The sequence below is a fragment of the Kumtagia sp. genome (genome assembly GCF_059502445.1).
Window position 1 is genome coordinate 73058 of the sequence record NZ_JCACER010000022.1, and the last position, 15914, is coordinate 88971.

15 protein-coding genes are annotated in these 15914 nt (G+C 67.4%); 9 read left to right on the forward strand and 6 right to left on the reverse strand.

The genetic code is table 11. The annotated features are described in order from the left end of the window. The first annotated feature begins 31 nt into the window (after positions 1-31). From AC5JDC_RS09560 to AC5JDC_RS09595, 8 genes are all read left to right on the forward strand, one after another. Positions 32-694 carry a tetratricopeptide repeat protein gene (locus tag AC5JDC_RS09560; RefSeq protein WP_495841161.1) on the forward strand — a complete coding sequence of 221 codons (663 nt, stop codon included), beginning with the start codon at positions 32-34 and terminating at the stop codon, positions 692-694. A 4-nt stretch (positions 695-698) separates the two neighbouring features. After that, positions 699-2129, forward strand: a complete 1431-nt coding sequence (gene der, locus AC5JDC_RS09565; RefSeq protein WP_495841162.1) for a ribosome biogenesis GTPase Der — start codon at positions 699-701, stop codon at positions 2127-2129. 397 nt (positions 2130-2526) lie between these two features. After that, positions 2527-3702: a cell wall hydrolase gene (locus AC5JDC_RS09570; protein ID WP_495841183.1), complete on the forward strand. Its 1176-nt coding sequence runs from the start codon at positions 2527-2529 to the stop codon at positions 3700-3702. A gap of 228 nt (positions 3703-3930) precedes the next feature. Then, positions 3931-4332 carry an AtpZ/AtpI family protein gene (locus AC5JDC_RS09575; RefSeq protein ID WP_495841163.1) on the forward strand — a complete coding sequence of 134 codons (402 nt, stop codon included), beginning with the start codon at positions 3931-3933 and terminating at the stop codon, positions 4330-4332. A gap of 40 nt (positions 4333-4372) precedes the next feature. Further along, positions 4373-5122: a F0F1 ATP synthase subunit A gene (locus tag AC5JDC_RS09580; protein ID WP_106771680.1), complete on the forward strand. Its 750-nt coding sequence runs from the start codon at positions 4373-4375 to the stop codon at positions 5120-5122. Positions 5123-5192: 70 nt separating this feature from the next. After that, positions 5193-5417 carry a F0F1 ATP synthase subunit C gene (locus AC5JDC_RS09585; protein WP_091918644.1) on the forward strand — a complete coding sequence of 75 codons (225 nt, stop codon included), beginning with the start codon at positions 5193-5195 and terminating at the stop codon, positions 5415-5417. 61 nt (positions 5418-5478) lie between these two features. Beyond that, complete coding sequence (locus AC5JDC_RS09590) at positions 5479-6144, forward strand: F0F1 ATP synthase subunit B (protein WP_495841164.1); 666 nt, start codon at positions 5479-5481, stop codon at positions 6142-6144. An 11-nt stretch (positions 6145-6155) separates the two neighbouring features. Then, positions 6156-6635: a F0F1 ATP synthase subunit B gene (locus AC5JDC_RS09595; RefSeq protein WP_106771678.1), complete on the forward strand. Its 480-nt coding sequence runs from the start codon at positions 6156-6158 to the stop codon at positions 6633-6635. A 97-nt stretch (positions 6636-6732) separates the two neighbouring features. Here AC5JDC_RS09595 and AC5JDC_RS09600 read toward each other — a convergent pair whose 3' ends face one another. From AC5JDC_RS09600 to AC5JDC_RS09620, 5 genes are all read right to left on the reverse strand, one after another. After that, a complete protein-coding gene (locus tag AC5JDC_RS09600; protein ID WP_495841165.1) occupies positions 6733-7305 on the reverse strand; it encodes a DUF6101 family protein in 573 nt (190 codons plus the stop codon). Between the two features lie 289 nt (positions 7306-7594). Further along, a complete protein-coding gene (locus AC5JDC_RS09605) occupies positions 7595-8656 on the reverse strand; it encodes a GSCFA domain-containing protein (protein ID WP_495841166.1) in 1062 nt (353 codons plus the stop codon). Next, entirely contained in the window at positions 8653-9357 is a 705-nt protein-coding gene (locus AC5JDC_RS09610) for a hypothetical protein (protein ID WP_133170074.1), read from the reverse strand. The genes AC5JDC_RS09605 and AC5JDC_RS09610 overlap by 4 nt, the downstream gene beginning before the upstream one ends. A gap of 403 nt (positions 9358-9760) precedes the next feature. Next, positions 9761-11197 (reverse strand): FAD-binding oxidoreductase, encoded by a 1437-nt coding sequence (locus AC5JDC_RS09615; protein WP_495841167.1) that lies wholly within the window; start codon positions 11195-11197, stop codon positions 9761-9763. A gap of 3 nt (positions 11198-11200) precedes the next feature. Then, complete coding sequence (locus tag AC5JDC_RS09620; RefSeq protein ID WP_495841184.1) at positions 11201-12148, reverse strand: L-threonylcarbamoyladenylate synthase; 948 nt, start codon at positions 12146-12148, stop codon at positions 11201-11203. A gap of 173 nt (positions 12149-12321) precedes the next feature. On the opposite strand from AC5JDC_RS09620, the gene AC5JDC_RS09625 reads away from it, so the two are divergent. Continuing rightward, positions 12322-12831: a hypothetical protein gene (locus tag AC5JDC_RS09625; protein WP_495841168.1), complete on the forward strand. Its 510-nt coding sequence runs from the start codon at positions 12322-12324 to the stop codon at positions 12829-12831. Between the two features lie 55 nt (positions 12832-12886). Here AC5JDC_RS09625 and AC5JDC_RS09630 read toward each other — a convergent pair whose 3' ends face one another. Beyond that, positions 12887-15913: a glycine--tRNA ligase subunit beta gene (locus AC5JDC_RS09630; protein ID WP_495841169.1), complete on the reverse strand. Its 3027-nt coding sequence runs from the start codon at positions 15911-15913 to the stop codon at positions 12887-12889. Position 15914: the final 1 nt, after the last annotated feature.

The following is a 15914-nucleotide window of genomic DNA, read 5'->3' on the forward strand; positions in this document are numbered from 1 at the left end:
CGCCCCGGCGGCGAAAACGGTTTTTGGAACGATGTCGGACGACAGCTTTATCCGCGAAGTCAATCAGGAGATCCGCCAGGAGCAGGCGAAGGCGCTGTGGAACCGTTTTGGTCCCGCGGCGATCGTGGTCGCGGTTGTCGTCGTGCTTGGGACCGCCGCGTATGTCGGCTACCAATACTGGGTCGAGACCCGGGCGAACGCTTCCGGCGACCGGTTCTCGCAGGCGCTCACGCTCGCCGGCAGCGGCAAGCCGGACGAGGCGCTGACCGAATTGCGTGCGCTCGAGGCTGACGGCTACGGCGCCTATCCTCTGCTCGCCCGCATGCGCGCCGCCACCGTGCTCGCCGACAAGGGCGACCTTGCGGGCGCGGTGGCCGAGTTCGACAAGGTGGCGGCCGACACCTCGATCCCCCAGGTGATCCGCGACATGGCCAAGCTGCGCGCCGGCTACATCCTCGTCGACACCGGCTCCTACCAGGATGTCTCGACGCGCGTCGAGGTGCTCGCCGCCGACACCAACACGTTGCGCCATTCGGCGCGCGAGGCGCTAGGCCTGTCGGCCTGGAAGGAGGGCAGGGGCAAGGACGCGCTCGCCTTCTTCGAGCAGATCGTCAATGACGAGGCGGCGCCGCGCGGCCTGCGCGACCGCGCCTCGATGATGTCCGAGCTGATCCGCGGCTCCGGCGCTTCCTAGGGCCATGAGCTTCAAGGTAGCCATCATCGGCCGGCCGAATGTCGGCAAGTCGACCCTGTTCAACCGGCTGGCCGGCAAGAAGCTGGCGCTGGTCGACGACACGCCGGGCGTGACGCGCGACCGGCGCATCCATCCGGCGAAACTCTACGACCTTTCCTTCGACGTCATCGACACGGCCGGCTTCGAGACGGCGGCGCCGCACACCTTGCAGGGCCGCATGCGCGAGCAGACGGAGATCGCCATCCGCGAGGCCGACCTGGTGATCTTCATGGTCGACGCCCGCGCCGGCCTGCTGCCCGACGACAAGGCCTTCGCCGATATCGTGCGAAAATCCGGCAAGCCGGTGGTGCTGGCCGCCAACAAGTCGGAATCGCGTGCCTCCGAAGGCGGCACGCTGGAGGCGTGGGAGGCGGGCCTCGGCGAGCCGATCCCGATCTCGGCCGAGCACGGCCAGGGCATGCCCGACCTGCGCGACGCCATCGTCGAGGCGCTCGGCGAGGCGCGCTGCTTTCCGGACGACGAGGAAGACGACCTGCCGGCCGAGAGCGACGTGCTGGTCGGCGAGGACATTTCCGAGGCCGACGCGGATCACGAGCCTGCCTATGACGAGACGAAGCCGCTGCGGATCGCCGTGGTCGGCCGGCCCAACGCCGGAAAGTCGACGCTGATCAACACGCTGATCGGCGAGGAGCGGCTGTTGACCGGCCCTGAGGCCGGCATCACACGCGACTCGATCTCGGTCGACTGGGACTGGCGCGGCCGCAGGATAAAACTGTTCGACACGGCCGGCATGCGCCGCAAGGCCAAGGTGCAGGAGAAGCTGGAGAAGCTCTCGGTCGCCGACGGCCTGCGCGCCATCAAGTTCGCCGAAGTCGTGGTCATCGTCTTCGATGCCACCATCCCGTTCGAGAAGCAGGATCTGCAGATCGCCGACCTGATCATCCGCGAGGGCAGGGCGCTGGTGATCGCCTTCAACAAATGGGACCTGATCGACACGCCGCAGGCGACGCTCGCCGAACTGCGCGAGAAGACGGAGCGGCTCCTGCCGCAGGTGCGCGGGCTGCGCGCCGTGCCGATCTCGGCCGAGACCGGCCGCGGGCTGGACAAGCTGATGGAAGCGGTGGTCGAGACGCACCGCGTCTGGAACAGCCGCGTCTCCACCGGGCGGCTCAACCGCTGGCTGGAGGGCATCCTGGCGCACCACCCGCCACCCGCCGTGGCGGGGCGCCGGCTCAAGGTGAAATACATCACCCAGGTGAAGGCGCGCCCGCCGGGCTTCGTCGTCTCCTGCTCGCGGCCCGACGCGATGCCGCAGTCCTATGTGCGTTATCTGTCGAACAGCCTGCGCGAGTCCTTCGACATGCCGGGCGTGCCGATCCGCATCGCACTGCGCGCTTCGGACAACCCTTACGCCAGCAAGGCGAAGAAGCGGTGACTGCGGCGATCCCTCCCCCTTGAGGGGAGGGTGCCGAGCACAGCGAGGCGGGTGGGGTCGCCGCGGCCGTACTCCAACGTTGCTTTGCGCCGGGGCCGGCCGCGATGACCCCACCCGGCCGCTTCGCGGCCACCCTCCCCTCGAGGAGGAGGGATCGTTGCGGCTGGCAGCCGCCTCATTCCCGCCTCACCCCGCCTGTTAACCGTCCATCAAGGTTAATGCATCACTCTCGCTCTCCGGTGGGTTGCTGTTGCGTCCTGGAGAGTCAGTCTTGTTTCGACATCTTGTGTCGCGACGGTTTGCCGTTGCCTTGGTCGCGAAGACCCTTCTCATTGTCATTTCCTGTCTGGTCGCCGGCGCCAGCGCGGCACGGGCGCTGGCCGTCGCCGCGGGCGGCATGGCGCGGCGGGCGGCGCGGTCGCTGCCGCGCCTCGTGCCCCGGCTGACGGTGCTGCCTGCGCTGGTCGTGGGAACCGGCATCTGGCTCGGCTTCCCCACCAGCGTCGCCTACCAGGACATGGCCAGCATGGTCTCCGGCACCGAGGCCGGGTCGACGCGCTGGAGCGGCTATGTCGAGAAGGCGGTCGCCGGCTCGGTGCATGCCGCCGAGATGCCTTTCACCGATACGGACGTTACCGGAACGATCTCCGGCTCCGGCATGTCCGCGCCCGGCATCGGCGCGGTGGCTTTCCGCGGCAAGGTCGGTGCCGCCGCTGCGCTTCCGGACGAGGATCGCATCAACCGCGCCGACAAGAAGGGCCGCATCGTCAATGTCGCGCCGGTGGCCCCGCCGAAATTCTTCAATGCCGGCTCGATCCTCGAGCGCACCTCGATGCTGCTGAGGCCGACGATCGAGCCCGAGCTGAAGATGGCCTTCGCCAAGCCCGACATCAAAGGCAAGGAGATCCAGATCGCCACCGCCTTCTACGTCAAGGAGGCGAAGAAGCCGGACCCTGCGATTCCCGCCTATCTCGCCGACCTTGTCACCAGCGACAAGGCCGACGTCCTGGCCACCGCCTATGCGCCGCGCGAGCCCGACTACGCCAGCGCCTCGCCCTTCGAGGCGCTGCTGAACGACGATCCCAATGACGGGCGCTTCGTGCCGCCGCTCGCCGAGGGCGACCATGCGTGGATGCAGCAGCCGCTGCCGGCTTCGGTCTTCTCCGACAAGGAGCAGCAATGCCTCGCCAACGCCGTCTATTTCGAGGCGCGCGGCGAATCCCTGCGCGGGCAGGCGGCCGTCGCCCAGGTGGTGCTGAACCGGGTGCGCAACCCCACCTATCCGAAGACGATCTGCGGCGTCGTCTATCAGAACGATTCCTGGTTCAACCGCTGCCAGTTCTCCTTCGCCTGCGACGGCAAGAAGGACCGCATACTCAGCCCCGGCCACTACCGCCGCGCCCAGGAAGTGGCGATGGCGGTCACGGCTGGAAAGATATTCATTCCGGAGGTCGGCTCCGCGACGCATTATTACGCCGAATATGTGAGCCCGGGCTGGGCGCGCGCCATGCAGAAGATGACCAAGATTGGCCTGCACATCTTCTACCGCACCTATGGCGGCGGCTGGAGCTGACGACTCTCCAAGGGCGTGTCGACCGCGGCTTTTGCCCGATCCGGCGCCGAGACGGCTGCCGAAATCGCGGGTCAGGATGTCGCACCCGAGCAAGCCATTGAATCATATCAGGAAAATACAACTGCTGTGAAGTCCCGACGCGGCTTGACGGGGGCAGGGCCTCTAACTATGTTGCCGGCGACTTTGAAGCGGACGGACACGAGCTCCCGTCCGGGCGAGGGGGTTGCGGTGGCTGGCGAAAAAAAGCCAGGTAAAGCCGGAAGAACCGGACCCGGAAGCGGCGACCTGCAGCATGCTGCGGACGACGAGTTGGAGCGCCGAAGGCAAAGGCTCGAAGCATCGCTTGCGGCGCGCGGCCGCGGCGAGGGCGACACGGGGAATGCAGCCAGATCGTCTGGCGCGGTCGGCTACGGCCAGGCGCTAAGGCTGTCGAGCGAATTCATCGCCGGAGTGGCGGTTGGAGCCGGCCTTGGCTGGTTCATCGACCGGTTGGCCGGAACCTCGCCCTGGGGACTGATCGTGTTCCTGCTGCTCGGGTTTGCCGCCGGCGTGCTCAACGTGATGCGGTCGGCGGGAAAGATCGCCGATGCAGGCGCCAGGGTGCCAACCCCGGACCGCCGCGAGGATTGAATTTGACTGGCGCGCTGCGCCGCAAGCCGAGGGGGGCCGAATGGCCAACGATCCGATCCATCAGTTCCAGATCGCGAAGCTGATTCCGATCGAGATCGGCGGCATGGACTTCTCATTCACCAATTCCTCCGCCTTCATGGTGGCGACGGTCGCCGTCTCCGGCGCCTTCCTCTATCTGACGACGTCGAGCCGCGGCCTGGTGCCGAGCCGGCTGCAGTCGCTGTCGGAAATGTCCTACGAGTTCGTCGCCAACATGCTGCGCGACGCTGCCGGCTCGCACGGCATGAAGTTCTTCCCGATGGTGTTTTCGCTGTTCATGTTCGTGCTGGTCGCGAACCTGCTCGGCCTGTTCCCCTATTTCTTCACCGTCACCAGCCACATCATCGTCACCTTCGCCCTGGCGCTGCTGGTGATCGGCACGGTGATCGTCTACGGCTTCATGAAGCACGGTTTCGGCTTTCTGAAACTGTTCGTGCCGCAGGGCGTGCCGGGCATCCTCGTGCCGCTGGTCGTGCTGATCGAGGTGATCTCGTTCCTGTCGCGGCCGATCAGCCTCTCGGTCCGTCTGTTCGCCAACATGCTCGCCGGCCACATCACGCTGAAGGTCTTCGCGGGCTTCGTCACCTCGCTCAGCGCGTTCGGCGCGGTCGGCGTCTTCGGCGCCATCCTGCCGCTGATCATGACGGTCGCCATCACCGCCCTCGAATTCCTCGTGGCGTTCCTGCAGGCCTACGTCTTCGCCGTGCTGACCTGCATGTACCTGAACGACGCGCTGCACCCCAGCCACTAAGGACGAACCGGCGGCGCGCGCCGCTCTCGTAGATTTTCTCAACCGGATTACGATCCACAAGGAGTTTGACATGGAAGTAGATGCAGCAAAGGCGATCGGCGCGGGTATCGCCTGCCTCGGCATGGGCGGCGCCGGTATCGGCCTGGGCACCATTTTCGGCAATTATCTGGCGGGCGCGCTGCGCAATCCGTCGGCCGCCGACGGCCAGTTCGGCCGCCTGATCTTCGGCTTCGCCGTGACGGAAGCGCTGGGCATCTTCTCGCTGCTCGTCGCCCTCCTGCTCCTCTTCACCTGATCTTTTCGGGTGAAGATGTTGCCGGCCGCATGGCGCGGCCGGTTCCGGACAGGGGAAGAAGATGTTTGTGACACCTGGCTACGCTCAGGAAACCGCCCCGGCGGAAGGCGAAGCTCATACGCAAGGCGGGACGCACCCGGCGGGCGAGGCGCATCCGATCGGAGAAGCCCATCCCGAGGGCCAGGCGCATCCGGCGGGCGGGGCTCATACCGAAACCGGCGCCGACGCCCACGGCTCGGACCTGTTTCCGCCGTTCGATTCATCGACCTTCCCGTCGCAGCTCCTGTGGCTGGCGATCACCTTTGGGCTTTTCTACCTGTTCCTGAAGAAGGTCGTGCTGCCGCGCATCGGCGGCATACTCGAGGTGCGGAGCGACCGCATCGCCCAGGATCTCGACCAGGCTGCCCGCATGAAGGGCGAGGCCGACGCGGCCGTCGCCGCCTATGAGCAGGAACTGGCCGAGGCCAAGGCCAACGCCAACACGATCGGCCAACAGGCGCGCGACAAGGCGCGGGCCGACGCGGAGGCCGAGCGCAAGCGCGTCGAGGCCGATCTGGATCGCCGTCTCGGAGAGGCCGAGGCCAGCATCGCCGCGATCAAGGGCAAGGCCATGAACGAAGTCGGCACCATCGCCGAGGACACGGCAACCGCCATCGTGCGCGAGCTGGTCGGCGGGACCGTCGACAAGGCCGCGGTCGCCGCGGCCGTGAAGACGGCGCAAGGCTGAGGGAGCGGATCATGGACGCCACATTCTGGGCCACAGTAGCCCTCGTCCTCTTCCTGGCCCTCATCTTCTACATGAAGGTGCCGGGCACCGTCGGCAAGTCGCTCGACGCCCGCGCCGAGAAGATCAAGGCCGAGCTGGAGGAAGCCCGTCGCCTGCGCGAAGAGGCGCAGCAGCTCCTGGCCGAGTACCAGCGCAAGCGCAAGGAAGCCGAGAAGGAAGCGGCCGAGATCGTCGAGCACGCCAAGCGCGAGGCCGGCCAGCTCGTCGCCGAGGCCAAGCAGAAGACCGAGGATTATGTGACGCGCCGCGCCGCGCTGGCCGAGCAGAAGATCGGCCAGGCCGAGCGCGACGCTGTCAACGAGGTGCGCGCCAGGGCGGTCGATATCGCCGTCGAGGCGGCACGCACGGTGCTTGCCGGCAAGGTCGACCAGAAGGTCGGCGGCGAGTTGTTCAAATCCTCGCTCGACGCGTTGAAGACCCGCCTGAACTGATCGCTTTTTCGGTTAGCAGAAACAAAAAGCCGCCGGATTCCGGCGGCTTTTTGTTGTGATCCGGCGGTGATTTGCGTGTGACACCGCCGGTTCGGCCTCAGAACGGCGCGATGATCTCGTGCCCCTCGACCACCAGGCGCAGGCCGAGGTCGCCGGCCTTGCGGCGCACCAGGAAGCGCGGTCGCCGCGCCCGGGTGGCGCGCCCCTGGCGCCGCGCCTGCGGCGGCAGCGCCCTGATCGCGGCGCCGAGCGATTCCTCCAGCGTGCGGGCGACGCCGTCGGCCTCGACCAGCAGCATCGGCAGCCCGTAGGCGTCCGACCAGGCGCGCCAGTCGGCGGCCACGTCCTCGAGGTCGTCGGCGACCAGCAGCGGCACCGACAGCATGGGATCGCGGTGCAGGAGCTCGAGCGTCACCGTGACGGTGCCCGTCTCGTCCTCCATGGCGCGGGCCGCCACGCCGAGAAAGGCGCGCGCCGGCAGCGCCACCGTCACCGGCAGGCCGCTGCGGTCGAGCCGCCGGCGCAGCACGGCGCCGCGGCGGTCGATGGTGAAGGTGACGTCGCCGAGGTCGTCGCGGCTGGCGTAGCTCACCACCTGCGGCAAGCGGGAGGGGTCGAGGCGCATGTTGCGTCCCGCCCAGACTGGCATCAGTCCGGTGCTCGTGCTCATTTTGACTGCCTTCCTGTCGCTCTCGAGAGCCGGTGTTCCGGTCTCCCTGTCCCGGTTGGCCGGGTTCTTTATGAGCGAGACAATAGCGCGGCGGGTTTACCTGCCCGCTTAAGGAAATCGGTTAAATTTTCGCTGATCCGGCCGATGGTTAGCGGAATGCAACCCACCGCAAGGATTGGGAAATCCATCTCAACGGGAGGTTAAATGCGCGAGCAGAACGCCGCTCACGAGCGCATGCCATGGCATGCGCCTGAACACCGAAGCGACGGCAGCTGGTGCCGGCGCCGGATCAGGTCGGATCGAGCAAGGCCTCGTCGCAGAGGACTTCGGCCACCTCCCGGGCGGCATCTTCCTCGCGCAACCGGGCGCTGGGCGCCTTGGCGGGGACCGGTGCCTCGCCCTCTTCCGCGGCGTGCTGGAAGAACAGTCTCATGACGTGGCGCACGCCCTCCTCGGTCACGGAGCGCAGGTCCCGGTCGAAGTACCGCCCCTGGGCATGGTTGCCCGTGATGATCTCGTAGGACGGGAAATAGGCGACGTTGGCGATCTCGCGCGACAGCGTGTCGGCGGCGACGCGCAGCACGCTCTTCGACAGCGTCGTCGACACCAGGACATGGCGGTCCTCGGCCGTCGCCGCCAGCGGAACGGGCGAGACCGTGAGGATGATCTTGAGTTTCGGATTGAGGCGCCGCAGCGCCTGGATCGCCAATTTCATGTCCAGGAGGACTTCGGCGAGGGAGAAGTTGACGAATGCGTAGCGGTCCGGGCTGAACGTGCCGCCCTCGACCCCCGGGCAGATCGGGAAGACGGCCCCGTCCTCGCGGTCGACCCACGCCTCGGTCAGCCCGAGCGTGAAGACGAACACGCGAGCGGCCTTGAACGCGTGAAGCACCCGTTCCAGATGCTGCTTGCGGTCGCGGCGAAGCTCCTCCAGGGAATGGAAGCCGCCTGGATTGATCTGCGGACGAAACGGATCGAGATACCGCTCTCCCTTCAGCCAGTACTCCTCCTTCGGCACGAAGCGGCCATGCGCGCGCTGCAGAAGCTGCCGCAGCTGGCGGGCCGTATAGATGTTTCCGTACCGGGCCGAGAACATGCCGTAATTGTGTTCCCTCGCGACTTCCTCCTTCAGGACGGTGTGCGGCCGCTCGGCGATGTAATGGTTGAAGCCCTGCTCGGTGAGATAGCGGGCGATATGCTGGGCGAAGCAGCTCCCGGCGGTCACGACCCGCTCGGTCCTGCCGACCCTGAAAGGGAACGACACGACGGGATCGACGGCCTCGCCGGCAAGGCCTCCCATCGCGCGGCTCCAGCGGCGGTAGTCGGGCGCATTCCTGTAGGGATGTGTCACGCGTGCTGCCTCATCTGTTCGAGGACGAGCTTGCCGTAGGCGGCGTTGGCGTGCGTCGGGTCGCCCCAGTATTTCCGCTTCAGGAAGCCCGACCGCGTTATCGAGGCAGACGGCACGGGAACGAACTTGACCCCGAGCTCGGCGCACCTTTCTTCGAATATCTCCGAGTTGAGCCGCCACAGCTTGTACCGCAGGGCGGCGGGGGCGATGCCGAATTTTGCCAGCCCGGTCTTTCTGGCGTCCGTTCCCTTGTCCACGATACCCTGGCGAATGAAGGTCTCGTCCTCGATCTGCGGTGGCGACTGCAGGTGGACCACGCGTCCGGGATAGCGTTCCGCAAAGCCCTGCAGGAGCCGCAGGAATGTTCCGGCGGTCTGTTCGATGCTCTGCTTGACGGCCGAAAACGGCACCCAGGTCCTGTCATCGTCGGTCTTGGCCTTGGTCTTGATCCTGGGGTGGACGAAGTCGAAGGGAGCCCGGTGCTCGATCAAGCCCATGACGTTGTGGCTGTTGCCGCCCAGCGACGAGAAGATGGTGCCTTCGAGACCGTTGAACTCTGCCAGGAATTCCGGCTGGAACAGCTCTTTTCCGGATGGCCAGAGCGGGGAGTTGCGGTGAAAGACGTGGAAGTTCAGGTCGACACCCATCGACCGGGCCGCCTGACGTATCGCCGTTGCATGGCTGCCACCCACCAGGATCATACGGCCGCCTCTCTCGCGCTTGCGAAGGGATGCCTTCGCACCTGCGAGATGCTAGGCCGGCATCGGCGCGACAGTCAAGAGACAGGGCGGGCCGAGCGCCTCGAAAGCCTTAGCAGCAGGCAGTCGCAGTTTCGCTGCCGGTCCCGCGACGCTTCGGGCGGCCAAGCCGGATGGCGACTAATCTGCGCCGGGGAGGGGCGGAACCGGGGCGTGGGCAGGACGTTTGAGCGCAAAGGAGGTCCCGATGCAATCGAACCCGCCCAGACCGTTTCCCGATCCCGATCCTGCGCCCGACCCGACGCCGACACCGGTGCCGCCGACCGGGCCGATCCCGGTGCCGCCGGTGCGGTGAAATCTGCGCAAAGCCCCTTGTCAGAGCCCCGAGGGCACGGAAGCGGATCCCTCAGATCACCTTGCCCGGATTCATGATCCCTGCCGGGTCGAAAGCGGCCTTGACGCGCCGCATCAGGTCCAGTGCCACGGGCGGGGCGGTGAGGGCGAGTTCGGCCCGCTTCATCTGGCCGATGCCGTGCTCGGCCGAGATCGAGCCGCCGAGGTCGCGCACGACATCGTGCACGGCCTTGTTCATCGGCTTGTAGAGGGCGAGATATTCCTTCGGGTCGGCGCCCACCGGCTGCGACACATTGTAGTGCAGGTTGCCGTCGCCCATGTGGCCGAAGCAAACGACGCGCGCCTGCGGGCTGACCGAGGCGACGGCCTCGGCCGCGCGCGCGATGAAGGCGGGGATCGAGGCGACCGGCACCGAGATGTCGTGCTTGATCGAGGCGCCCTCGGGCTTCTGCGCGTCGGAAATGTCCTCGCGCAGCTTCCAGAACGCGGCGGCCTGCGCCAGGCTCGCGGCGATCACCGCGTCGCCGACCAGCTCAGCCTCCAGCGCCTCGCCGAGGATTTCCTCGATCGTCGCACGCGCTTCCTCGGCCGAGCGGCTGGAGGAGACCTCCATCAGCACGTACCAGGGCCATTGATCGGCGAGCGGAGCGACACCCCCGGACAGATGGCGCAGCGCGAACTCGATCGGGCGCGCGCCGATCAGCTCGAAAGCGGTGAGGCCCGAGCCGGCGCGCTCCTGCGCGCGGCCGAGCAGGTCGAGCGCCGCTTCCGGCGAGGCCAGCCCGGCAAAGGCCACCTCCTTGCTGCGCGGCTTCGGGAAAAGCTTCAGCACCGCCGCGGTGATCACGCCCAGCGTGCCTTCCGCGCCGACGAACAGGTTCTTCAGGTCGTAACCGGTATTGTCCTTCTTCAGCTTGCGCAGATCGTCGAAGATCTCGCCGGTGGGCAGCACCACCTCGACGCCGAGGCAGAGTTCGCGCGCATTGCCATAGGCCAGCACCGCCGTGCCGCCGGCATTGGTGGAGAGGTTGCCGCCGATCTCGCAGGAGCCTTGCGAGGCGAGCGACAGCGGGAACAGCCGGTCCACCGCCTCGGCCGCGTCATGCAGGCTCTGCAGGATCACGCCGGCCTCGGCGGTGATGGTGTTGGAGAGCGTGTCGACCTCGCGGATGCGGTTCAGCCTGGACAGCGACAGCACCACCTGCCGGCCGGAACGGTCGGGCACGCCGCCGCCCACCAGTCCGGTGTTGCCGCCCTGCGGCACGATGGCCGTCCCGGTCTCGCTGGCGAGCTTCAGGATGCGGCCGACCTCCTCGACGCTGCCCGGCTTCAGCACCAGCCGCGTCAGGCCGGGATAGAGGCCGCGATGCTCGGTGACGAAGGGCGCGATGTCGGCGGCGTCGGTCAGCGCATGCGCGGGGCCGACGATTTTCGCGAAGCGGTCGAGCACTGCCTGGAAGGACGCGTCGTCAAAGATCTCGGTTGTCATCTCTCACTCATTGTCGTCGTCTGCATCGCGCGGCGCCGCGGCGCGCGCCAGCCGGTCGTTGATCGCCTCGCCGAGGCCGGTGTCCGGCACCGGCTCGACGGCGATCATGGCCGCGCCGAGCCGGTCCAGTTCCTTCAGGTGGAAGAACAGGTTGGCAGCCGCCTCGCGCAGGTCGCCGCGCTCCGAAAGATTGCGGATGGCGAGCGCCTGCTCGGCGCCGCGGGCGCGCTGCGGTCCGAAGGCGAGCAGCGCCTCGCCTGCGAACGTCTCGACCGCGTTCAGCCGGACCGCCGCACCCGGCGCGTAGTGCGAGGTCATCATGCCCGGCGCCTCGATGTCGGCAGCGGCGCCGCTCCTTGCCAGCGCCATGCCGGCAACCGCCTCGATCTCCGCCGCCGCGACGCCGCCGGGGCGCAGCAGCCTCGGCCGCCCGTCCTCAACCTTGACGATGGTGGATTCGACCCCGACCGGCGTCGGGCCGTCGTCGACGACCAGCGGGATGCGCTCGCCCAGATCCTCGGCCACCGCCGCGGCCGTGGTGGCGCTGATGCGCCCCGATCGGTTGGCGCTGGGGGCGGCCAACGGCCGGCCCAGCCGCGCGATCAGCCCGGCGGCGAAGCCGCGCGGCATGCGCAGCGCCACCGTGTCGAGACCCGCGGTGACCAGCGGATGGATGGCCGATCCGGGTTTGAGCGGCAGGACGAGGGTCAACGGCCCCGGCCAGAATTTTTCGGCCAGCCGCCGCGACAGTGGGTCGAAGATCGCGAGTTCCTCGGCCATGGCGAGCGAGCCGACATGGGCGATCAGCGGGTTGAAGCGCGGCCGGCCCTTCGCCTCGAAGATGCGCGCCACCGCCTCGCCGCTGGTGGCGTCGCCGGCCAGCCCGTAGACGGTCTCGGTGGGCACGGCGACCACTTCGCCGGCCGAAAGCAGCGCCAGCGCGGCCGCCATCGCGCGCGTGGCGGCGATCACCTCAGCCAAGCGTTAACCCTCTCTCCAGATGGGCCCGCGCGATCATGCCTTTGCCCCGGTCTCGTGAAAACTTGATCAACCACTCAATGCGATTGTGGCACGGCATCGGCTTCGGCAGGCCGAAAGTCAATCGAAGCGTTTTTGGGGGACCCATGCGGCTGACAGGCGCGACCTTGGCGATTCTCGCGCTGGTTTCGGGCAGTGCGCAGGCTTCGTCGCTGGTCGAGGCGCCGCCGCACCAGGCAAGCGGGTCTTCTTCCATCACGGCTGTCGCCAAACCGCAATCCGCCGGCGCTGAGCGGGCAGCGGCGGATGCCGCCGCCCCGACGCGGCGGGCGGTGAGCCCGTCGATGGTTGCTTTCGGCCGGCCGGCGGCGGGGCAAGCGGCCGGGGCCCACGCCACCCCTGTGGTGATCCGCGGCGGCGTTGTCGACGAAGCCTCGGGCGGGGCGGCCGAGCCGGTCGAGCCGCCGCAATCGAAGTCTCGGAATGACCGCAAGGAAGGGAAAAAGGACAAGGCCGTCGCGTCCCGGCAGCCTGCTCCGCCAATGGCGGAACCGCAACCTGCCGCCTCCGGGCCGGCGCCTGTTTCCGCGCCTCGGCCCGAGTTGGCGCCGCCCGCGCCGCCAGCCGCGCCGGGACCGGCGATCCTGCCCATGTGACGCCGGAAACAGGCGGGCCGACGCATCCGGGCCGGCACCGGCTCGGGCGAAAGGATCATCCGGCGATTCTCGAGAAATCGGCGACCTGGCCGGTGGCGGCGCGGATGCGCGCCAGCAGCGCCAGCCGGTTGGCCCGCACCGCCACGTCCTCGTCGTTCACCAGCACCTTGTCGAAGAAGCTGTCGACCGGCACCCGCAGCGCCGCCAGCGCCCGCATGGCGGCCGAAAAATCCTCCTGCCGGATCGCCTCGCCGGCCTCCCGCTCGGCCTGGTTCACGGCCGCGAACAGTGCCTTCTCGGCATCCTCGCGGAACAGCACCGGCTCGACCGACGCGGCGATCACCGTACCCTTCTTCTCCTCGGCGACAAGAATGTTGGCGGCACGTTTCGTCCCGGCGAGCAGGTTCTTGCCGTCCTCGCTGTCGAGGAAGGAGCCCAGCGCCTCGACCCGGCGCACGATGGTGAGCAGGTCGTCGTTCGCCGACGCGCCCTCCCCCCTTGCGGGGGAGGTGCCGCCGAAGGCGGCGGTGGGGGTAGCTTCGGCCGTGCTCGACGTTCCTTTGGCGGTGCCTCCTGAGGTTACCCCCTCTGTCGGCTTCGCCGACATCTCCCCCGCAAGGGGGGAGAGTGGCGCCCGGCTCGCCAGCACCGCGTCGATCAGGTCATGCCGCGCGCCCTGGTCGCGGAGGTAGACTTTCAGGCGGTCGTGGAAGAAGGAGAGAAGGTCTATGATGAGCGGTTCCGAGTATCTTCTCAGTAGACGTTCTACACGCCGTTGCCTTTTCGCACCCCAATGCGAGGCAGCTATGCCTTTTCGAATATAAGATTCTTCAGCAAAATAGCCAAACAGCAACTCAGGTACAGAGAGTAATCGATGTTCCAGCTTCCACATCTCTGCAAGCGTAGTCGGACTAGGTGCGCGACCATTTTTGATCGATAAGTAACGTTCTCGTGAGCCTTCACAGCGAATAAAATAGTCAACTGCTCCAATCAGTTTCATTGATTGAAGCATGCGAACGATGTCCTCTTGGAAGTCGGCTTTGCGCTGTGCTAAAGCGTCACCGTAAATGTCACCAGCCACGACTATGCCGAAAAGCAAGTGATCCTCGAGTATTAGTCTAAGGGGCAATCGCACCCCATTCTCGACCACGATCCGGATCACCCCCAGCGCCGCTCGCCTCAGCGCATACGGGTCCTTCGATCCGGTGGGCTTCTCGTCGATCGCCCAGAAACCCACCAGCGTATCCAGTTTGTCGGCCAGCGCGACGGCGATCGACACGGGATCGGTCGGCACGCGGTCGGAGGGGCCCTGCGGCTTGTAGTGCTCCTCGATCGCGGCAGCGACGGACGGGTTCTCGCCCTGCAGCAGCGCGTATTTGCGGCCCATCACGCCTTCTAGCTCAGGAAACTCGCCGACCACCTCGGTCGTGAGGTCCGCCTTGGCGAGCAGCGCGGCGCGGCGGGCGAGCGCGCCAATCTCCCCCCTTGAGGGGGAGATGTCGCCGAAGGCGACAGAGGGGGGCGCTGCGGCAGCGCTCGACGCTTCCCTCCCCCTTGAGGGGAGGGTGGCCGCGAAGCGGCCGGGTGGGGTCGTTCCGGCAGTGCTCGACGTTCTGGCGGTGCCTTCTGAGGGTACCCCCTCTGGCCTGCCGGCCATCTCCCCCGCAAGGGGGGAGAAAGCTAGCGCGACCGTCGGCGCCAGCTCTTCGGCAAGTCTTGCGATGCGTTCGACACGCTGCCCTTGAGTGCCCAGCTTCGCATGAAAGGTCACGCCGAGATGGTCGAGACGGGCCATGCGCTGGTCGAGCGGCAGGAGTTTTCCGGCCGCATCGCGCTTCAGGCCGAACTTTTCAGCCGACGCTTCCAGCTTGTCGAGGTCGGGCAGGTCGGCCTGGTCGGTCTTCCAGAAATACAGCGCGTCGGAGAGCCGCGCCCGCACCACCTTGCCGTTGCCGTGGGCGATCTCACGCCCGCCGTCCCTGGCCTCGATGTTGGCGGTGAGGAGGAACCGCGGCGCCAGCCTTCCCTCCCCCCTTGAGGGGGAGGTGCCGCCGAAGGCGGCGGAGGGGGTCGTTGCGGCCGTGCTCGACGTTCCTTTGGCGGTGCCTTCTGAGGTTACCCCCTCTGTCGGCTTCGCCGACATCTCCCCCTCGAGGGGGGAGAGGGGCGCCGTCACGAAACACTTCTGGTTTGCCCGGATGGTCAGCCGGATCACCTCGGCCGGGATGGCGAGGAACGCCTCGTCGAACTCGCCCATCAGCACGACCGGCCATTCGACCAGCCCCGACACCTCCTCCAGCAGGCCCTCGTCCTCGATCAGGTCGAGCCCGTTGGCGAAAGCGAGATTTTTCGCGTCGCTGAGAATGATCTCCTTGCGCCGCTCGGCATCGACGATCACCTTGGCCGCCTCCAGCTTGGCCACGTAGTCGTCGAAACGGCGCACGGAAATCGCCTCCGGCGCGTGAAAACGGTGGCCGTAGGTGGTGTTGCCCGAGCGGATGCCGTCGACCGCGAAATCGACCACCACCGGCTCCTCGGTCTCCGGCCCGAAGGTGCAGACGATCGACTGCAGCGGCCGCACCCAGCGCAGCGCCTCGCCGCCGCGCCCGTCGATCTCGCCGTAGCGCAACCCTTTCGGTCCCGACGCGGCGCCCCAGCGCATCGATTTCGGCCACGGAAACGTCCTGATCACCTCCGGCAGCAGCGCGGCGATGATCTCCTCCGCCGCGCGGCCCGGCTTGACGACGCGGGCGACGTAGAAATCGCCTTTTTTCGGGTCCGTCTGGATTTCCGCCTGCGCGATGTCGGTAAGCCCGGCAGAGCGCAGAAAACCCTGGATCGCCTGGTCGGGCGCTTTTGTGCTCGGGCCCTTGCGCTCCTCGCGCACGTCCTTCGAGCGGGCAGTGAGCCCCCGCACATCGAGCACGAGCCGCCGCGGCGTCCAGTATTCGCGCGCCGCCTCGTAGGTCAGGCCGGCCTCGACAAGACCGTCCGTGACCATCTTGCGCAGGTCGCCCGCCGCCTTGCGCTGCATGCGGGCGGGGATTTCCTCGGAGCGGAGTTCAAGGAGAAGGTCGGGCATC